This is a genomic window from Ectothiorhodospira variabilis (genome assembly GCF_022227625.1).
Classification (GTDB): domain Bacteria; phylum Pseudomonadota; class Gammaproteobacteria; order Ectothiorhodospirales; family Ectothiorhodospiraceae; genus Ectothiorhodospira; species Ectothiorhodospira haloalkaliphila.
Genome location: NZ_JAJNAO010000013.1, coordinates 48,192 through 65,892 on the forward strand (window position 1 = coordinate 48,192; position 17,701 = coordinate 65,892).

22 protein-coding genes are annotated in these 17,701 nt (G+C 61.9%); 10 read left to right on the top strand and 12 right to left on the bottom strand.

Features of this window, described 5'->3' with window-relative positions; translation table 11 throughout:
* Positions 1–5 precede the first annotated feature (5 nt).
* From LPW30_RS12475 to LPW30_RS12515, 9 genes are all read left to right on the top strand, one after another.
* Positions 6–341 (top strand): general secretion pathway protein GspB, encoded by a 336-nt coding sequence (locus LPW30_RS12475; RefSeq protein ID WP_238625317.1) that lies wholly within the window; start codon positions 6–8, stop codon positions 339–341.
* Entirely contained in the window at positions 338–2,056 is a 1,719-nt protein-coding gene (gene mshL / locus LPW30_RS12480; RefSeq protein WP_239681013.1) for a pilus (MSHA type) biogenesis protein MshL, read from the top strand. The genes LPW30_RS12475 and mshL overlap by 4 nt, the downstream gene beginning before the upstream one ends.
* Before the next feature lie 51 nt (positions 2,057–2,107).
* Positions 2,108–3,835, top strand: coding sequence for a GspE/PulE family protein (locus LPW30_RS12485; RefSeq protein ID WP_239681014.1), 1,728 nt, complete (start codon positions 2,108–2,110; stop codon positions 3,833–3,835).
* Positions 3,835–5,055 (top strand): type II secretion system F family protein, encoded by a 1,221-nt coding sequence (locus tag LPW30_RS12490; RefSeq protein ID WP_239681015.1) that lies wholly within the window; start codon positions 3,835–3,837, stop codon positions 5,053–5,055. Before LPW30_RS12485 ends, LPW30_RS12490 begins: the two co-directional genes overlap by 1 nt.
* A 302-nt stretch (positions 5,056–5,357) precedes the next feature.
* Positions 5,358–5,780, top strand: a complete 423-nt coding sequence (locus LPW30_RS12495) for a prepilin-type N-terminal cleavage/methylation domain-containing protein (protein ID WP_239681016.1) — start codon at positions 5,358–5,360, stop codon at positions 5,778–5,780.
* A 566-nt stretch (positions 5,781–6,346) separates the two neighbouring features.
* Positions 6,347–6,823, top strand: a complete 477-nt coding sequence (locus LPW30_RS12500; RefSeq protein ID WP_239681017.1) for a pilus assembly FimT family protein — start codon at positions 6,347–6,349, stop codon at positions 6,821–6,823.
* A 119-nt stretch (positions 6,824–6,942) separates the two neighbouring features.
* Positions 6,943–7,749 (top strand): PulJ/GspJ family protein, encoded by an 807-nt coding sequence (locus LPW30_RS12505; protein WP_239681018.1) that lies wholly within the window; start codon positions 6,943–6,945, stop codon positions 7,747–7,749.
* Positions 7,750–7,817: 68 nt separating this feature from the next.
* Complete coding sequence (locus tag LPW30_RS12510) at positions 7,818–8,198, top strand: hypothetical protein (protein WP_239681019.1); 381 nt, start codon at positions 7,818–7,820, stop codon at positions 8,196–8,198.
* 23 nt (positions 8,199–8,221) lie between these two features.
* Positions 8,222–9,157 carry a DUF6701 domain-containing protein gene (locus LPW30_RS12515; RefSeq protein ID WP_239681020.1) on the top strand — a complete coding sequence of 312 codons (936 nt, stop codon included), beginning with the start codon at positions 8,222–8,224 and terminating at the stop codon, positions 9,155–9,157.
* Positions 9,158–9,207: 50 nt separating this feature from the next.
* Here LPW30_RS12515 and trxA read toward each other — a convergent pair whose 3' ends face one another.
* Both trxA and LPW30_RS12525 read right to left on the bottom strand, forming a co-directional pair.
* Positions 9,208–9,534, bottom strand: coding sequence for a thioredoxin (gene trxA / locus LPW30_RS12520; RefSeq protein ID WP_239681021.1), 327 nt, complete (start codon positions 9,532–9,534; stop codon positions 9,208–9,210).
* A gap of 42 nt (positions 9,535–9,576) precedes the next feature.
* Entirely contained in the window at positions 9,577–10,383 is an 807-nt protein-coding gene (locus tag LPW30_RS12525) for a flagellar brake protein (RefSeq protein WP_239681022.1), read from the bottom strand.
* A 254-nt stretch (positions 10,384–10,637) separates the two neighbouring features.
* Here LPW30_RS12525 and LPW30_RS12530 point away from each other — a divergent pair, with 254 nt between their 5' ends.
* Positions 10,638–11,231, top strand: a complete 594-nt coding sequence (locus LPW30_RS12530; RefSeq protein WP_239681023.1) for a hypothetical protein — start codon at positions 10,638–10,640, stop codon at positions 11,229–11,231.
* Here LPW30_RS12530 and LPW30_RS12535 read toward each other — a convergent pair.
* From LPW30_RS12535 to LPW30_RS12580, 10 genes are read right to left on the bottom strand one after another with little or no spacing between them, the layout of a single operon-like run.
* Entirely contained in the window at positions 11,228–12,070 is an 843-nt protein-coding gene (locus LPW30_RS12535; protein WP_239681024.1) for a GvpL/GvpF family gas vesicle protein, read from the bottom strand. The genes LPW30_RS12530 and LPW30_RS12535 overlap by 4 nt on opposite strands.
* Positions 12,067–14,250 carry a CDC48 family AAA ATPase gene (locus LPW30_RS12540; RefSeq protein ID WP_239681025.1) on the bottom strand — a complete coding sequence of 728 codons (2,184 nt, stop codon included), beginning with the start codon at positions 14,248–14,250 and terminating at the stop codon, positions 12,067–12,069. The genes LPW30_RS12535 and LPW30_RS12540 overlap by 4 nt, the downstream gene beginning before the upstream one ends.
* Before the next feature lie 56 nt (positions 14,251–14,306).
* Positions 14,307–14,927 carry an Hsp20/alpha crystallin family protein gene (locus LPW30_RS12545; protein ID WP_239681026.1) on the bottom strand — a complete coding sequence of 207 codons (621 nt, stop codon included), beginning with the start codon at positions 14,925–14,927 and terminating at the stop codon, positions 14,307–14,309.
* Positions 14,908–15,306 (bottom strand): gas vesicle protein, encoded by a 399-nt coding sequence (locus LPW30_RS12550; protein ID WP_238625549.1) that lies wholly within the window; start codon positions 15,304–15,306, stop codon positions 14,908–14,910. The genes LPW30_RS12545 and LPW30_RS12550 overlap by 20 nt, the downstream gene beginning before the upstream one ends.
* Positions 15,307–15,319: 13 nt before the next feature.
* A complete protein-coding gene (locus LPW30_RS12555; protein ID WP_239681027.1) occupies positions 15,320–15,610 on the bottom strand; it encodes a gas vesicle protein K in 291 nt (96 codons plus the stop codon).
* Positions 15,607–15,822 (bottom strand): gas vesicle protein, encoded by a 216-nt coding sequence (locus tag LPW30_RS12560; protein WP_239681028.1) that lies wholly within the window; start codon positions 15,820–15,822, stop codon positions 15,607–15,609. Before LPW30_RS12560 ends, LPW30_RS12555 begins: the two co-directional genes overlap by 4 nt.
* Before the next feature lie 13 nt (positions 15,823–15,835).
* Positions 15,836–16,237, bottom strand: a complete 402-nt coding sequence (locus tag LPW30_RS12565; RefSeq protein WP_238625546.1) for a hypothetical protein — start codon at positions 16,235–16,237, stop codon at positions 15,836–15,838.
* A gap of 29 nt (positions 16,238–16,266) precedes the next feature.
* Positions 16,267–16,581 (bottom strand): gas vesicle protein GvpG, encoded by a 315-nt coding sequence (locus tag LPW30_RS12570; protein WP_239681029.1) that lies wholly within the window; start codon positions 16,579–16,581, stop codon positions 16,267–16,269.
* A complete protein-coding gene (locus LPW30_RS12575; protein ID WP_239681030.1) occupies positions 16,565–17,350 on the bottom strand; it encodes a GvpL/GvpF family gas vesicle protein in 786 nt (261 codons plus the stop codon). Before LPW30_RS12575 ends, LPW30_RS12570 begins: the two co-directional genes overlap by 17 nt.
* 26 nt (positions 17,351–17,376) lie before the next feature.
* Entirely contained in the window at positions 17,377–17,694 is a 318-nt protein-coding gene (locus tag LPW30_RS12580; protein WP_239681031.1) for a hypothetical protein, read from the bottom strand.
* Positions 17,695–17,701 lie beyond the last annotated feature (7 nt).

Below are 17,701 nucleotides of genomic sequence, written 5' to 3' on the forward strand. Positions count from 1 at the left end.
GGCTGATGATGTGCACGCCGGCCCTGGCGGACAACGACCCGACCCGCCCCCCCACCCCGGCCGAGATCCGCATGTGGCAGGGTCTGCTGGCCCCGGATACCCAGCCCGCGCAGCAATGGGTGCTGGAATCCATCCTCACGGCGCCACAGCGGCGCATTGCCATCATCAACGGCCAGCGCGTGACCGAAGGCGCCACCGTGGACGGTGCCCGGGTGCTGCACATCGGCGCCCGGGGCGTGTCTCTGGACACCGGCGAACGCCGTATCGAACTGGACCTGGACACCCACGCATCATCCGAGGCTCGCGTGGCGGGCCCGACATCATCAACGAGGACTGAATGAGACAAATGGAGCAAGCCGCAACCCGCCCGTGGCTCAACAGGCATTGGCTGATCCTCCCTCCCGTGCTGGGTCTCATGGTCGGCTGTGCCAGCATGACCGAACGGCAGGCCGAGACCGCCGCCGCCATCGATGCAGCCCTCACGCTGGATGACATGGTGGCCGAACTGCCCGGGCCCGACGCCTCGGCGCTGGTGGGCCCGCCCGCACCGGTCCCCGCCGAGCCCGAGCCCGCCCCCGAACCCTGGGAGCGGTTCGACGTGGTGGTGCGCGATGCCCCGGCCCGGGAAGTCTTGATGAGCCTGGTGGACGGCACCGACGTGAACCTGGTGGTGCACCCGGAAGTGGATCAACGCATCTCCCTGGAACTGCGACAGGTGACGCTGCCGGAGGTACTGGAAGTCCTCCAGGACATCTACGGCCTGGAGTACCGCCGCAGCGCCGTGGGCTTTGTGGTGCGCCCGCCCCGCCTGGAAAGCCGGGTATATCAGGTCAACTACCTGGATGTGCAGCGCGACGGCCATTCCGCCATTCGCGTGAGCTCCGGCCAGGTCACCGAGACCGCTGGCGTGGGGGGCGCCTTCGCCAACAACCAGGGCACCACGGGTGGCACGCGGCGCAGCGGCGACGACGAACGCGGCCTGAACACCCGCATCCAGACCAACTCCCAATCCCATTTCTGGCAGGACCTGGTGGCCAGCCTGGAGGCCATCGTCGGCAATGAGGACGGTCGCCGCGTGATCGTCAATCGCCAGTCCGGCGTGGTGTCGGTGCGCGCCATGTCCGATGAGCACCGCATGGTGGCCGAGCTCATCGATGCCGTGCAGGGCAGCGTGCAACGCCAGGTGATCCTGGAGGCCAAGATCGTCGAGGTGGAACTGCGCGACGGCTTTCAGTCCGGCATCAACTGGGCGGCTCTCGGGCGCATCGACGGCCGCCGCGTGGGCATCGGGCAACTGGGTGGGCCCAACCTGCTGAACGAAGGCGGTTTCGCCGCCACCCGGGACCGTACCCTGGGCGACCTCTCGGAAGACTTCGACATCACCCTGTTCGGCGGCTCCACCGTGATCGCCGCCGAGGCTGGCGATTTCGGCGCCCTGATCGAACTGCTGGAAACCCAGGGCCGCACCCAGGTGCTCTCCAGCCCGCGCGTGTCCACGGTCAACAACCAGAAGGCCGTGATCAAGGTGGGCCAGGATGAGTTCTTCGTCACCGACGTGACGGCCCAGACCGCCACCGGCACCACCACCGCCACCCGGGCCAGCTCGGTGCAGCTCACCCCCTTCTTCTCCGGCATCGTGCTGGACGTGACCCCCCAGGTGGCCCCCGATGGCCAGGTGATCCTGCATGTGCGGCCCACGGTGAGCGAAGTCACCGAACAGGTGCGCAACATCACCATCAGCGACGAGGAAGAACAGGTGCTTCCCCTCGCCCGCAGCAGCGTGCGCGAGTCCGACAGCATCGTGCGGGCGCGCAGCGGTCAGGTGGTGGTGATCGGCGGGCTCATGCGTGAGTCCACCCGCGAGCAGCAGGCGGGCACCCCCGGCCTGCAAAGCCTGCCGGTGATCGGTCGCGCCTTCAGCAGCCGCCGCGACAGCTCGGTGAAAACCGAGCTGGTCATCCTCTTGCGCCCCATCGTGGTGGCCGACGACCACACCTGGGAGCGTGAAATCCACGAACATCGCGAGCGCGTGCGCGGGATGCGCAGAGGTGAATGATGGACATGCCAGCCCCCCCCCAGCGCCAGCAGCCGCCTTGGTGAGCTGCTGGTGGAATCCGGGTATGTGACCCGGAGCCAGTTGAACCAGGCCCTGGCACGCCAGGACCAGGACGGCCTCAAGCTGGGCAGCACCTTGGTGGACATGGGACTGCTGCGGGAAGTGGATCTGCTGCAGGCCCTCAGCCAGCAACTGAACCTGCCGGTGGAGGATCTGCGTCAGTTCCAGTTCCGGCCGCACACGGTTCAGCGGCTACCCGAGGCCTACGCACGGCGCCATCGCGCCATCATCCTGAACGACGAAGGCGCGACCATCCGCGTGGGCATGGCCGACCCCACCGACATCTTTGCCTTTGATGAGGTTCAGCGCCTCCTGGACAAGCCCATCGAACCGATCCTGGTGAGCGAGAGCGCGCTGCACAGCGCCATCGACCTGGTGTATCGGCGTACCGAGGAGATCAGCAACCTGGCCGAGGAACTGGGCCAGGAGCTCTCCGGGCGGGACTACAACCTGGATGACCTGGCGCAGGGCCAGCCCGCCCAGGAGGCCCCGGTGATCAAGCTGCTGCAATCCATGTTCGATGATGCCGTGCAGGTGGGGGCCTCGGACATCCACATCGAACCCGGCGACAACCTGCTGCGCATCCGCCTGCGGGTGGATGGCCACCTGCAGGAACAGGTGATCCAGGGGGGGCGCATCGCCCCGGCACTGGTCACCCGCCTGAAGCTCATGGCCATGCTCAACATCAGCGAGCGCCGCCTGCCGCAGGACGGTCGTTTCACCATGCGGGTGAAGGACCAGCCCATCGACGTGCGCCTGTCCACCCTGCCCATCCAGCACGGCGAGTCGGTGGTGATGCGCCTGCTCTATCAAAGCAGCGCCCTGCTGGACATGGCCAACCTGGGCATCCCCGAAGCCATGGTGCAACGGGTGAAACGCATCATCCAGCGCCCGGCGGGCATGTTCCTGGTGACCGGCCCCACCGGTTCCGGCAAGAACACCACACTTTATGCGGCGCTTAACGAGATCAACATCCCCGGGCGCAAGATCATCACCGTGGAAGACCCGGTGGAATACCAGCTACCGCGCATCAACCAGGTGCAGGTGCGCGAAAAGATCGGCCTGGACTTTGCCCGCACCCTGCGCAGCGTGCTGCGCCAGGATCCGGACGTGGTCATGGTGGGCGAAATGCGCGATCAGGAGACGGTGCAGATCGGCCTGCGGGCCGCCATCACCGGCCACATGGTGTTTTCCACCCTGCACACCAACTCGGCCCCCGACACCATCTCCCGGCTGATGGACATGGGTGCCGAAGGCTACATGCTGGCGGCGGCGCTGGATGCCGTGATGGCCCAGCGTCTGGTGCGCCGGGTGTGCGACAACTGCGCCCAGACCGAACCCCTCAACCGTCATCAGCGCGCCTGGCTACGCGGTCACGTGGCCGAGCACCTGCTCGACAGCATGCAGTTCCAGGTCGGCACCGGCTGTGCCTTTTGCGGCAACACCGGCTATCGCGGCCGCATCGGCGTGTATGAATTGCTGGAACTGGACGACACCCTCAGCGAGATCCTGCGCTCGGGCGACACGGCCACCTTCATGCAAAAGGCCCGCAAGGCCAGGGATTACCGACCGCTGCTGCACTGTGCCCTGGATTACGCCGCCCGCGGCCTCACCTCGGTGGCGGAAGTGATGCGCCTGGCCGGCCGCCTGGACGACGAGGGCGGCAACGATGAGGAACCCACCCAGCGGTTTGAAGTGATCCGGGGAGGACCGGGCTGATGCCGGCCTTTGCCTGGCGTGGGCGCAGTAGCGGCGGCACTCCGCAGGATGGCGAAATGGAGGCCGCCGACCGCAGCCAGGTGGCGCGTCAACTCCAGGGGCGCGGCATCACGCCCATCTCCATCGAACCGGTACGGGAACAGGCCGATGACCTGTCCCAGTGGCGCCGCTGGTTCGGTCTGGACAAGCCCAGCCTGGACGACCTCGTGCTGTTCAGCCGCCAGATGTACACCCTCACCCGGGCCGGCGTGCCCCTGATCCAGGGCCTGAACAGCATTGCCGCCTCCTCCCGCAATGCCGCCCTCAAACGCGGCATCAGCCGACTGGCCGAGGCACTGGAGTCGGGCAGCGGTCTGGCCGAGGGCCTGTCGCGCAGTCGGGATGTGTTTCCCGACATGTTCATCAGCGTGGTGCGCGTGGGTGAAACCTCCGGCAACCTGCAACAGGCCTTTCTGCAGATGGCCCACTACCTGGAGTCGGAGCGGGATTTCCGGCGCCGGGTGGGCGCGGCCCTGCGTTACCCCTTCCTGGTGGTGGCCGCCATGCTCATGTCGGTGACCATCATCCTGCTCTGGGTGATCCCCACCTTTGCCGATTTCTTTGCCCGTCAGCAGGTGGACTTACCTCTCCCCACCCGCATCATCATGGAGGCCTCCAACATCGTCACCAGCCTGTGGTGGGTGATGGCGCTCCTGCTGGTTGCGGGCTGGCTGGGCTTTCGCTTCTGGGTGCGCACCCGGGATGGACTCCTCACCTGGGATCACACAAAACTGCGCATCCCCATCTTCGGCAGGATCCTCGCCCACGCCACCATGGCCCGCTTTGCCCGCTCCTTCGGCATGACCATGCGTGCCGGCGTTTCCCCCGTCCAGGGCTTGTCGCTGGTCTCCCGCTCGCTGGAAAACGCCTATATCGGCAGCCAGTGCCAGAAGATCTCCAGCGGCATCGAGCGCGGCGACAGCCTCACCCGTTCGGTGCAATCCGCCGGGCTGTTCACCCCCCTGCTCATCCAGATGATCAGCGTGGGCGAGGAAACCGGCGATGTCGCCCAAATGCTGGAGGAAACCGCCGATCACTACGAGCGGGAAGTGGACTATGAACTGGGCAACATGTCCGCCCTGATCGAACCCTTTTTGTTGCTCTTTTTGGGTGTACTCCTGCTGATCCTCACTCTGGGGGTATTCCTGCCCATGTGGGATCTCAGTCAGGCATTTCGTTGATCATCGACAGTCATTGATAAATATCTTTTATTGGGGTATAGAATGAGTCCAAAACACACCATTATGGATTTTTTTCTACTTTGTGAATAGCTGTCCTGAGGTAAACTGAACACAGGGTCAGGCAACCACCTGGCCCCCACGAAACCCGGATCCACCTAACGCAATCACATGCAAACCTGCGACATGGCGGGACACAAAAAGAAGACACTGGACAAGAGTGCTGGGAGGTTGAGTGGTTAATCAACAGGGCGAGTGGCTGTCCCACACAATCATTATTACAGCAAACCAGGAGCAAGACGGACATGGCTAGCGCGAGAAGGCATTCATCCAGTTCTCAGGCGGGTTTCACGTTGATCGAGTTGATCATTGTGATCATCATCATTGCAATCCTGGCATTGACCGCAGTGCCTCGATTTACAGAAGTCACTGAGGATGCACGGCAAAGCACCATCCAAAACGCTGCCAGCCAAGTCACCTTGTGGAATGTATCTAACTACAATCGCTACTTGAGAAACACTGACTTCGAAGAGGTCACTAACTGTACAGAAGCTTTAGCGCTAGCGGTTGACGATGACAATAGATTGTCCTCCGATTTCATTCTTGGGGGAACTAATGATAGTACGGACGGCTCTACTACCGGCGCTAGATTCGAATGCAGCATCACACGCAACGATAGTGATTATGAAGCGTCCTTCGATGCAATTTACGTTGCCGATCCCGACTAACGCCACAGCTTCTCGAATAAACCACCCAGATAGCAGGGGAGGCCGAACCTCCCCTGCAAATGAAGGGTCTTTATTTTACCGGCACCTCGGCCGTCCTTTCATTCAAACATCCGATCACTTTCTCTCAGGTACATACCGCACTGATCTTTCGATCCACATTCAATACTCTGCGACCCCAACACGGCAATTACTTCTCGGAACCCACATTGCTGAACACCCACACTCACCAGACTGGCCTTACCCTGATCGAAGTGATAGCGAGCATTACGCTAATCAGCATCATCTACACCTTATCGCTATCAATACTTTCACCTTTGCTGTACAGCAAGGAATTGCAAGTTCAGACTCAAACGCGCGCCCTTGCAGTCGGCTGCATGGAAACGCTATTACAGAAGACCAACCCTATCGACTCATGCATCCCCCAAAAGCTGGCCAGCACCTACTCTCTCGCCCCCCCAGACTTAAGTGATACGGCAAGCTCCAGCACGATAAAGGTAGTACACAACAGTGACAACCGCATTAAATTCAGCACCACACTATATCAAGTTATTGAATAGCGAGCCCTCATGAGCTTTCAATCATACAGAGGCGTGACCTTAGTTGAATTGATTATCGTACTAGCGTTTGTGACATTACTGGCTGTCACTACCTTACCACGGGTCGACTTCAGAGTTTTTTCTGACACGACCTTTGAACATGAACTGGGGGCCGCAATACAATATGCTCGCCGTGAAGCAATGAACACGGGATGCCAGGTGAAAGTGGTCATCAAACCCGCTAACGATGAGTTTAAAGTCGAGTATAAAGATACGACATGTAGCAACTCTCAAAACGGGCTACTTAACGGGCTACTACCTCACCCATTTTCTGACGAGCCTTATAAGGCACGTTCAAAAAGCGGAAACGTCATCAAGTCTGTCTCGGCTGATGAGATCATCTTCTCTCGCATGGGAATGCTTGAGGGTGAATCGGATATCGAGATAGAGTTTTCCAATGGCCACCGTATAACGTTAACAGCTGGTACGGGTTATGTTAAGAGATGAACGCAACCTCCATGCGATCCCGCCACTTGAGGACTTTACCCACCGGTACCCTACTGCTTCCATGCACGACCTTCCCACCAACAAGTTTTATATCAACACAAGCGACATGCTCCAAATCCATGAATTTTAGAAAGTTTCATGGATTCACGCTGATCGAGATGCTTTTGGTGATTACGCTGCTTGGCACTATTGGTGTCATCTCGGTGCTGATTATCCTCACTCCACTACAAGTGGGCATGGACATGAATCAACGCGCTCGGATGGTGGACAATGCCGACTTGGCACTGGCCCAGATGAGCCATGAACTACGCTCGGCCCTGCCCCACAGTGTGCGGATAGATGATTCTAAAAAATTCATGGAATTCATCCCGGTGATCGCTGCGGGCCGTTATCGGCGCGCAGGCGCTGGCTATTCACTAAATATTGATATTGATGAAGGCAGTGGCAAATTCGACGTACTCGGCCCCGAGTTAGAGCTACCCACTCAAATTGATCTAAACAAAGATCAGCTGTTCATTTCTATTTATAACACACCCTTATATGGTCATGATGCATACCGCAGCCAGAATATCGTGGAGCTGAGCCACCTCGATACCAGTTACAATAGAATTGAATACAAAATCCCTGACGAGACATCCGGCTTCTCGACCCATTCACCAGCTCAACGCTTTTACTTGTTCAAGGGTCCTGGACCGGTCAGCTATCGATGCGAGGGATCAGAGCTCAGGCGTCACGAGAATTACGAACGCTCACCCAGCCAGACCGACCCCATAGACGGTACATCCAACCTTCTACTCAGCGGGCTGAAAGACTGCGAGTTTAAATATAGAGCCGACCTGGGATTGGTCGAGATATCCATCACAGTCCAAGATGCCAAAAAACCCTTCGAGCTCTTCACCCGGGTGGCCGTCATCAACAGCCCATGAGACTCCCAACTGTACTCCTTGATGCAAGGATTGCCACGCCCGTTAGACAGCGCGGCGGCGTACTGCTGATGATATTGCTGATCATCACGGCAGGTTCGGCTGTGCTTGCCGCAGCGGTACTGCAAATATCCGTTCAGCAGCATGGCGGTCAGGCGCGAACCTATCTGGCGGAGCAAGCACGTTACGCGGCCTTGGGGCGACTGGCAGAGGCTCAGGAGTACATAATTAAAAACGGCAAGTGCCCGGCTACGCCCGATAGCAGGGCATTCCTTGATACCGGAATAAAAACCAGACTTTCTTGCAGACCCCTTGAAGGCGATGAGCCCTTTGAAAACCAAGAGCCCGGCATCAAGGTTTACGATCTGGAAGTCACGGCCTACCGTTTTGAGTCACTGATCAATGCTGAAATTCGCCGCAAGGTCAGAGCGCAGATTGTAGTGCAAGACTAAGCTCACGCTAGCAGGGCTACCTCATGATACGTATCCATCCAGCTTCAGTTCTACGATCCGGAATCGTCATATTGGCAGCTGTGAGTGCCCCATTCAGTCATGCATCATCCGGGGTCAAATACGAAATTAGCGGAGCTGGCATCAGCTCCATTGGGCAGATGGATGCAGACTGCTTCAAGGACGACCTCGCTTCAAAGTATATTTACTATGGCGATACACTCAGAATATCCTTTGACCTGATGTTAAAGGATTACGATGTTGAAGATGAGCGTCCTGAAGTGACGACCAACTCTTTCGAGTTCAAGATATTACCGAATGATCCTGAGCCTGAATACGATGTCGTTGGTATTGGCGGCTGGGGCAATGGCGACTCAAGGACAATCGATGTGCAGTTTACCATTGGACGGAACAACGACACTCCGGATGCACCTCAGTCTCTGAAAATATCCGTCCAATCGATTGATGGTACTGCACCAACCGAGCCTGTGTTGGTAGGAGATGGTGATGCGATTGAAGTGCGTTATGGTCGACTCCGACTGGATAACGCATTGGGCCGAGATAACACACTATCCATGCCTTGGCGCACGGAATACTGGACGAAAGGCAGCTATTGGAAGCCATTCGGCGAGCATGAGGGGTGCACGCGCTTCGTGGATCCCCAGAATAGTTATACATCTGACCCTAGCAGGGACCCAGACTCAGTGAAAGACAGCCTCGATAATGTCTACTTGGCTGATAGTAAAGACGGTCCAGTCGTGCTTATAGGGCAGGATCTTGGTCCCGGTTCCACCGGGGAATTGGTATTTGGGGTAGATAACATAACCAAACCCGGCTGGTTCGAAGTCCGGTTTGCGTCGGATGATGTAAAGCGGGTGTTCGGTGAAATCGACTGGGCCCGCCTCTCCTTCGGACTGCACGCCGGCGACGAGAATCGCGTCTTCACGCTGGAAGTGCCCTGAAACAGCCCCCGTTGGTTGATAGCGGGGGCTGCATTGCCCCGGCTCATCCCTCAAACATGCTCATCAATAAACCGCATCAACTCCGACTTGGAAGGAGCCCCCACAAACCGGGCGGCGACCTCGCCCTGTTTGAAGATGACAAGGGTGGGGATGCCGGTGATCTCGTATCGGGGCAGCAGGGAAGGATTGGCGTCGGTGTCCACCCTCACCACCTTGAAGTCGCGTTCATCCGCCGAGGTCACCTTGCGCAGGATGGCGGTGATCATGGTGCAGGGGGCGCACCAGCTGGCCCAGAAGTGGACCAGGACCGGTTGGGGGCTGTGCAGGACTTCCTGCTCGAAATCGGCTTCCACCACATCGATGCTGCGGTCGGTCATGGCGAATCCCCTCCGTTTGATGGTTGGGCGCGCCCGAGGGCGCTAACTGAGTTGACGGCGACGCACGAGCTGGGCCCTTTCCAGGTGACGAATCATGAGGCTGAGCTGTCGATCCTGCCGGCCCGTGAGATGTAGCCAGCTCAGGCCCAGAAGTCGCTCACCCCGGTGATGCAATTGGCTCATGCGTACCAGGCGGGCGCTGAATCGCCCTTCCAGACCCCCGGCACCCTCCGGGTTCAGACGGATCTCCAGGGTGACCTGGGCTTCGGTATACAGATCGGGCAGGTGGTCCACGCTGAGGCCAACGCCACTGAATGACAGATCCCGAAGCTGGCAGGAAACGGGCTGCAGGCCCGGTGCATGGAGGCTGCAGTGGGCCATGGCGGTGGATGGCACGGCCACCCGCACGTATTCCCGACGTTCCCACACATCCAGGGTCTTGGGGGCCTCCAGGGTGAGCTGTGCCGCCGGGCCCGAGTCGGTGGTCAGGGCGCGCACGTGTTGCACCACCGAGGCAAAGGAGATGGGGCGGCCGTCCAGTTCCACGAACACCGCCACGGTATCACCCGCCGGCGTGGCCAAGGGGGCGGAATCACGGGGGGTGCCCTCCAGGCGAATGCCCGCCGACAGCTTGTCCACCTGGGTGATATCGAGATAGCGCACCATGCCCTCCCGGGCCCTGGCGCAGGGCCGGCCCCGGGTGCATCCGCCCCGTGCCCTGCCCTCCGGACACAGGGGGCATACGGCCATCCTGGCCCCACGCGAGCAGCTCCGCTCAAGGGTGGAAAAAACATCCCTGAAGCCCTGGAGGCGCTTGAAGCTGCCGGTACTGTGCTGAAGGTCGTCCATGGGGGGCTCCCGGTGGCTGCACCACCGCTGGCACGGTGGTTCCGTATCGATGCGTGAGCATGACTGCTGTTTGTACAAATAAAGTTTAAGGGTTACAGCCGCAGGACAGGGGGGCATTTGATCCGATATGGAGGCTTTTCCCGGAGATCGGCCATGCCCGGCCCCGATAGGAGGCCATGTGGGTGCTTTACTTGCCTCCACGCGGGGGCGACACTGTGACGTACTCCCCATTCTTGAGTGGATGCCATAGCGCCATGACCGAAAAAGTGCTGATTCTCGTGCCCGTATTCCATTCCCTGGCCGACCTGGGCTCGGTGGGGGAGCAGGTGGAGCAACAGCGGGCGGCGTCCGGTGGCGATGCGGTGGTGCGGGCCCAGGAAGCCAGGGTGGAGCAGCTCTGGGACGGCATCGAGCAGGCACTGATGTCGGTGATCCGCTTTACCGGCGTGCCCATGCACCAGGTACGGGTGTACCAGGATGGGCTGCCGGTCTGTGGCCAGGAGCGGGCCATCGTCGATGATGTGGCCGCTCAGGGCAGCCGTAATTATCGGCTGGTGGCGCAGTTGGCGAACGACGGCGCCCAGCTGATGGGCACCGAGTCGCCGGAGCTGCTCAAACGGGAACTGGCCCTGCATCAATCCACGGGTGGCGCCACGACTGCGGGTGCGGCCTTGGGGGACGAGGCTGCCACATTGCTGCGGGAGCGGGATGCCTTCATCGCACGGCGCATCGAGGCCACCTTGCAGGCCGGGGAGATCGGCGTGCTGTTCATGGGGCTGTCCCATGATGTGCCGGCTCACCTGGGGGAGGAGATCCATGTGCGGCACCTCTTCAAGGTGGATGGCTAGGCAGCGTCTCCCCGGTTGGCCGCGTCGCCTGCGTCGGTCACGGTGAGGTCGCTGCAATGGTTGAAGGGGGGCCAGGGCCCCTGCAATACCAGGATGAGCCCTTCCCCGGCCTCCTGCCGGGTGAGGTGTTCCACGCGCGCACGAAAGGCCTGTTGCTGGAGTTCGTGCACCAGAAAGCTGTGGTTGAACACCATGGGTTCGTCACGGCCGGCCGCCTCGCGGCCATGGATGTTCAGGGCGGCATCCTCGGAGACCAGGGTCTTCACGCTGTCGATCACCGCCCTGCCCCGTGCTTCCAGGCGTTCCCTGGCCCGTGTGTCGATGGCCTGTTCCAGCTTTTTCATGAGCAGATAGCGCTTGCCCGGTGATTCCGGCAGCGCCTCGAAGCGCTCGCGGATGTCCGGGTCTTCGGCCTTGATGCGCTCGTGCACCCTGGGTGTGTCCATGAAGCCCTTGATGCTCCACTCCTGCTGTTGTTCCAGTCGCCCGAGCTGGGCCTTGATGGCCACCTCGTGTTTGCGCAGGAAGTCGTTCAGGCTCTCGGCGCCGCGGAACAGGGTGCCGAATTTCACCGGCAGCACAACGCCACCCTGGGCCATGGCGGCCTGCACCACGCCGGCGTGGGCCACGGCCCGGGGCCCCAGCCAGGCCAGGGATTGCAGGTTTTCGTCGTTGAACTCGGTGGCATCCACGCGACTGTAGAGGGCGACAATGCCCTCGTGGACCAGGTGTTCCAGGCCACCGGGCGGATCGCCCTCGGTGACCGGGGGCACGGGCACCGAGGCCGCATCCAGCCCGCGGGCCGGTGCCAGGCAGTAAAGGTAAAGCGCCTCACTCATCGTTTCATGGACTCCAGCACTTCGTCGAAATGAGCGGTTTCAAGGATGACCTCGCCGCCGCAGTGCTCCACCCCCCGGGCCACGCATTCGCGCACTGCCTCCATGGCGGCTCGCTGGCAGACGGAGGCCAGGTCGGCACCGGAGAAGCCCTCGGTCCGGGCGACGATCTGCTCCAGGTCCACATCACCGGCCAGTTGCTTGTCGCGGGTATGCACCCGCAGGATGGCCAGGCGCGCGGCGCTGTCGGGCACCGGCACCTTCACGTGCAGATCGAACCGCCCGGGGCGCAGCAATGCGGGGTCGATGCGGTCGGGTCGGTTGGTGGCGGCCAGCACCAGCACATCGGTGAGTTGTTCCACGCCGTCCAGCTCGGCCAGGAACTGGCCCACCACCCGGTCGGCCACGGCATTCTCTCCGCCGCCACGGGCCGGTACCAGGGCGTCGATCTCGTCGAAAAAGACCAGGCACGGGGCCACCTGGCGGGCCTTGCGAAACACCTCGCGCACGGCCGCTTCGGATTCGCCCACATATCTGGACAGCAGTGCCGCACCCTTCACGGAAATGAAGTTCATCTCCGTGGGCTGGGCGCTGGCCTGGGCCAGCAGGGTCTTGCCGCAGCCCGGTGGGCCGGAGAGCAGGATGCCCTTGGGCGGGTGGATGCCGGCCTTGCGGAACAGCTGCTTGTAGCGCACCGGCCATTCGATGGCCTCCTGCAGCAGATCCTTCACGTCTTCCAGGCCGCCCACGTCGTCCCAGCGGGTGTTGGGCACCTCCACGAACACTTCGCGCAGGGCGGAGGGCTCCACTTCGCGCAGGGCCACATCAAAGTCGGCGAGGCGCACCTCCAGGGCCAAGAGGGTTTCCGGGGACAGGTTCTCCATGTCCAGGTCGATCTGCGGAAAAACCCGCCGCAGGCAGGCCATGGCGGCCTCGCGGCACAGGGCCTCCAGGTCGGCACCCACGTAGCCGTGGGTGAGTGCGGCGATGTCGTTCAGGTCCACATCCTCGGCCAGGGGCATGCCCCGGGTGTGGATCTCCAGGATCTGCAGGCGACCCGGCTGGTCCGGTACGGGGATGACGATCTCCCGGTCGAAGCGACCGGGGCGACGCAGGGCCGGGTCGAGCAGGTTGGGCAGGTTGGTGGCGGCGATGACAATGACCTTGCCCCGCCCCTCCAGGCCATCCAGCAGGGCCAGCAACTGGGCCACCACGCGACGCTCCACCTGCTTTTCGCCGCCCAGATCCTCGCGCTTGGGGGCGATGGCGTCGATCTCGTCGATGAAGATGATGGACGGCGCGCGGCGCTGGGCCTCATCGAAGATCTGCCGCAGCTTGGCCTCGGATTCGCCATAGAACTTGCCGATGATCTCCGGACCGCTGATGTGCAGGAAGTGGGCTTCGGTCTCGTTGGCCACGGCCCGGGCCACCAGGGTCTTGCCGGTGCCGGGCGTGCCGTGCAGGAGCACCCCCTTGGGGGGATCAATGCCCAGCTTTTCGAAGATTTCCGGATGGCGCAGGGGCAGTTCCACCATCTCCCGCACCTTGTGGACCACCGGCCCGATGCCCCCCACATCCTCATAGGTGAGGCCCGAGGCACTCGGCTGGGCCTCGCCATCGTTCTGCTTGCCGGGAGTAGCGCCGTTCACCGTAAGACGGGTGGTGGGACCGATGCAGACCGGGCCCTGGGGGGCGGTCTGGCGGACCACGAATTCGGCGTGGCGGTTGCCGAACAGGGTGGCCCGAACCCGGTCGCCGCGGACCACCGGGGTGCCGTCGAGCAGGCTGCCGATGTATTTCATGTCGCGCTGCTGGGGCACCACGTCGGTGGGCTGCAGGGTGATGCTTCGGGCCGGCGGAGCCTCCACCCGTTGCAGGGTCACGGTGTCGTCCAGGGCGGCCCCCACGTTGGTGCGGCTGATGCCGTCCAGTTGCACCCGGGCGGGGTCGCGCGCGTCCTTGAAGGCGGGCATGATGCGGCACACGGTGGTGCGCTGCCCCACCACCTTCACCACGTCGCCGATCTGGCAGCCCAGGGTCGGCAGATGAACGGGGTCGATGCGGGCAATGGCGCGCCCGGCATCACGTTTGGCTGCGTCACCGACCCGGAGGCTCAGGCGGTCGGTCGCAGGGGCATGGCCCTCCGCGTCATGCGCGGAGGGGTCTGAGGTCACGGTGGTCATGTTGCAATTCCTCGCTTGCTTGCCCCCAGGGGGGCTTGCTGGCTCCGTGGATCGGCTTATTTGTTGATGCGTATCTCGGCAACACCCCCATTGCAGCCATGGGTCATGCCCCCCGCCTCGAGGGCCTTGGGCAACAGGATTTCCTTGTGGTATTTCTTGTCACCGCGCTCGGCGTGCAGGACGAGGATGTCGCCGTTCAGTTCCAGCTTCAGGTCCTCTTCGAGGATACCGGGCACCTCGGCCACCACCAGCACGTGGTCGTCTTCGTCGAAAACATCCACCAGGGGTTCTCGGATGGGCTGGATCTCCACTTCGCCATCCTCGGGGTTGCGGCGCACGTTGCCGAAGGTGTCCACCTGCATGTCCTGCTTGCCGTGGTCTCCAATGCCCACCTTCACGGACACGCCGTAAACGCCGCGTGCGCCCTGTCCGCTGCTGTCGCCGAACTCGCCGGTGCGGTGCGCCTGGCCACCGGACTCCTGGGCCTTGTCCACCAGGTCGCCCAGTTGCCCCAGCATGCCGGTGAGCGAACCCAGCAGGTTGCCGCCGATGGAGACGGAGGAGCGCACATCGCTCTTGCCGTCGTCGCTGCCAAACAGGGTGTTCAGTCTTCGGGAGATCTCGTCGAGACGCTCCCGGCCTTCAGCAAATTGATCGTCATCCGGTTTGCGGGTCATGGGGTGTTCCTCCTCCCTTCACGGGGTTGGGATCGGCGGCGACCGGCGGGCTTTGTGCCAGCGCGGCCTCCAGTTCCTGGATGCGGTGCTGTAATTGTTCCAGCTGCCTGTCCTTTTCCGTGGCCTCGGTGGGGTTCAGGTAGGGGTTGGAGGCCCACCAGTTGATGCCCATCTCCCGGGCCTTGTCCACGGAACAGATCAGCAGGCGGATCTGTACGGTCAGCAGTTCGATGTCGACGAGCTTGACCTTGATGTCTCCCGAGATGACCACACCCTTGTCCAGGATGCGTTCGAGGATATCGCCGAGGGTGGCGGTATCCATGGCGTGTGGCATGCGCTGGGACACACGCCCGGGCCTTTCTGTGGTGCTGATGGTCAAGGTGTTTGAGCTCCTACAGCAGTTTGCCCAGGGGGCCCAGGTCCAGGTTGAGGTCGTCGTCTGTGAGGCCGAAATCCTTCTTGAGTCTTTCCATTTCCTGTTCCAGTTGCATGAAGGTGAGGCCGAGCCTTTCCGCCTCCTCGTCACTGAGGCCGCCGGCCTCGATGCGCCTGAGGGCCTGTTTTTCCAGCAGTTGGCGAATGAGTTCGATGAGCGTGAGCGCCAGTTGGCCCAGGCCCTTTTGCATGTTGTCCGGGTCCAGGGTGATGCGCTGTGAGGGCAGTTGGGGGCGTGTTTCGTTCATCGGGGGTCGTCGCTCCCGGTTTGAATGGGCTCGGCGATGGGCGTGACCGCCGGTTTTTCCCGCAGGGTTTCCACGGAAGCCACCACGGCGGTCAGGCCCACATACACCAGATGGATGTCAGCGACCGAGATGATGATTTCCCCGGACACGACCACCCCCTTGTCCAGTACCTGGTCCAGGGCTTCGCAGAGTGAAGGGTTGTCTCGGGGCATGGCTACCTGTGATTCAAAGTTCGCACTGCTGGCCGCACAACCGCTCGTAGATCCCCAGAGCGGTGTGCTGGCAGTCGTTGTTCTCGTAGAACTCCGCCAGCTTCAGCAGGGATTCCGCCGCTTCCACAGCCTGGGGCGTGCCGGAATGCTCTTCCACCAGCTGCCAGTAAAGATCTGAGGCCTGGCCGACTTTGCCGTTCTGTCGGTAGTCGTGGGCCATCCGGAGCATGCGGTCCAGCAGGATCCGGGAGAGATCCGGGCCCTGGGTCTTGCCGGGACTGGCCTGTTCAGTGTCGGTGGCTGGCTGGGGTGGCTCTGTCGTTTCGGCCGTGTCGGACACCCGGTTGACCAGTTCCACGTCGATGTACAGACCGTCGTCCTGCCCTGCCGCTTTGTCTTTTGTGTCGCTTGCCATGGTGACGCTCCTGACCTGTTTCACGGGGTTCAACGCTCGGGACCTGCATCGGCCTCTGTCTCGTTCTCGTCCTCATTGCCATCCCATGCGTCTTCGTCGTCGTCCTGCGGGTCCTGGTTTTCCGCCCAGAGGGCGTCGAGGCGATCGAGCAATTCCGTTTCCCGGGCTTCAAATTCTTCTTCCGTGATTTCACCGGCTTCCAGCTGGCCATACAGGGCGGTGAGGGCCCGGGTGATGCGTTCGCCCTCGCCCTCGATTTCCTCCCGGGCACGATCGTGAATCTCGCGGAACAGCGCGAAAATCCCCTTGCCCGGCGACGCCAGAATGTCATCCAGAATGAGCATGGAGTCTCTCCGCGTCGAAACGCACGTCGATGAAATTGAAGGGGGCCCAGGGGCCGGAATAATTGAAGGCCACTTCGTTGCCGAACTGGCCGGCGGCCTTCACCACGGTATCCTCGAATTCCTTGACCCGGTCCCGCCGCACCAGGCAGGCCAGATTGATGACCTCGTGGTCGTTGCGGGGATCGTTGACGCGCACCTCTTCACTGACCGCTTCCAGGGCGGGTTGCACCTTGTCCCGGTAGGTCTGGCGGTCCTCGTTGAGCAGGCGGTCGAACACGCGCCCCAGTTCCACCTTGGCATCGCGCCCCGGGTCATGTTGCGCACCGAACACCTGGTCGCGCAGGTGACGGAGCTCCGGGTGGCTGTCCATGATGTACTGGTAGATGTTGGACACGTCGAATTTCACCCGCAGCCCCATTTCCACCTTGTCGTGGAAGAAGCGCACCTGCTCCAGGAGGGTGTCGTGTTCCTCGCGCAGCAACGCGCGCACGGCCCCCTCGTTGGCGGAAATGGTGCCAAAGGCCAGGGGCAGGCAGGCCACACCGGCATCGGTGAGCTGCTTGACCACGCCGTTGTGCACCACGATGTTGGCGCGCTGCGGACGCACCCGGGTTTCTTCCGTCTTGCTCACCACGGCGGCCAGGCCCTGCTCGACGATGCAGTTCACCGCCGCGCCCTTCAGGCCCACCTTGCCCAGTGGCCGGGCCTGGTCGGCCTCGATGATGGCGTAGATATAAAATCGGGATCTGGACTTTCTTGTGGTTGCCATCGTGATCACTCAGATGTCTGGGGCCGTCAGTAGGACAGCGTTCGCGTGCGTATCTTCAGCTCGGGCGGCGTGTCTCCCCTGCTGTTGCCCTCGGGGGCCGGCAGGGGTTCGCCGCGTTCCACGAACTGGTAAAGACGCTCCGATTTCTTGTGAATCGCCTCCAGGCGTACCTGGATTTCCCGGTCACGGTTGGCCATGCGTTCCTGCTCCAGCAGCAGGCGCTGGCGCTCGGTTTCCAGCATGGCCAGTTCCAGCAGGGCACCATGCGGGGTGCGTGAGCGACGGTGGTCGACGATGGAGGAGATCGTCTTCACCTGGGAGGGGCTTTTGATGCGTCGGCTCATGTCGGCG

Coding starts and splice junctions, on each gene's coding strand:
- LPW30_RS12475 (WP_238625317.1), top strand. CDS start 6: ATGATGTGCACGCCGGCCCTGGCGGACAACGACCCGACCCGCCCCCCC.
- mshL (WP_239681013.1), top strand. CDS start 338: ATGAGACAAATGGAGCAAGCCGCAACCCGCCCGTGGCTCAACAGGCAT.
- LPW30_RS12490 (WP_239681015.1), top strand. CDS start 3,835: ATGCCGGCCTTTGCCTGGCGTGGGCGCAGTAGCGGCGGCACTCCGCAG.
- LPW30_RS12495 (WP_239681016.1), top strand. CDS start 5,358: ATGGCTAGCGCGAGAAGGCATTCATCCAGTTCTCAGGCGGGTTTCACG.
- LPW30_RS12500 (WP_239681017.1), top strand. CDS start 6,347: ATGAGCTTTCAATCATACAGAGGCGTGACCTTAGTTGAATTGATTATC.
- LPW30_RS12505 (WP_239681018.1), top strand. CDS start 6,943: ATGAATTTTAGAAAGTTTCATGGATTCACGCTGATCGAGATGCTTTTG.
- LPW30_RS12510 (WP_239681019.1), top strand. CDS start 7,818: ATGATATTGCTGATCATCACGGCAGGTTCGGCTGTGCTTGCCGCAGCG.
- LPW30_RS12515 (WP_239681020.1), top strand. CDS start 8,222: ATGATACGTATCCATCCAGCTTCAGTTCTACGATCCGGAATCGTCATA.
- trxA (WP_239681021.1), bottom strand. CDS start 9,534: ATGACCGACCGCAGCATCGATGTGGTGGAAGCCGATTTCGAGCAGGAA.
- LPW30_RS12525 (WP_239681022.1), bottom strand. CDS start 10,383: ATGGACGACCTTCAGCACAGTACCGGCAGCTTCAAGCGCCTCCAGGGC.
- LPW30_RS12530 (WP_239681023.1), top strand. CDS start 10,638: ATGACCGAAAAAGTGCTGATTCTCGTGCCCGTATTCCATTCCCTGGCC.
- LPW30_RS12535 (WP_239681024.1), bottom strand. CDS start 12,070: ATGAGTGAGGCGCTTTACCTTTACTGCCTGGCACCGGCCCGCGGGCTG.
- LPW30_RS12540 (WP_239681025.1), bottom strand. CDS start 14,250: ATGACCACCGTGACCTCAGACCCCTCCGCGCATGACGCGGAGGGCCAT.
- LPW30_RS12545 (WP_239681026.1), bottom strand. CDS start 14,927: ATGACCCGCAAACCGGATGACGATCAATTTGCTGAAGGCCGGGAGCGT.
- LPW30_RS12555 (WP_239681027.1), bottom strand. CDS start 15,610: ATGAACGAAACACGCCCCCAACTGCCCTCACAGCGCATCACCCTGGAC.
- LPW30_RS12560 (WP_239681028.1), bottom strand. CDS start 15,822: ATGCCCCGAGACAACCCTTCACTCTGCGAAGCCCTGGACCAGGTACTG.
- LPW30_RS12565 (WP_238625546.1), bottom strand. CDS start 16,237: ATGGCAAGCGACACAAAAGACAAAGCGGCAGGGCAGGACGACGGTCTG.
- LPW30_RS12570 (WP_239681029.1), bottom strand. CDS start 16,581: ATGCTCATTCTGGATGACATTCTGGCGTCGCCGGGCAAGGGGATTTTC.
- LPW30_RS12575 (WP_239681030.1), bottom strand. CDS start 17,350: ATGGCAACCACAAGAAAGTCCAGATCCCGATTTTATATCTACGCCATC.
- LPW30_RS12580 (WP_239681031.1), bottom strand. CDS start 17,694: ATGAGCCGACGCATCAAAAGCCCCTCCCAGGTGAAGACGATCTCCTCC.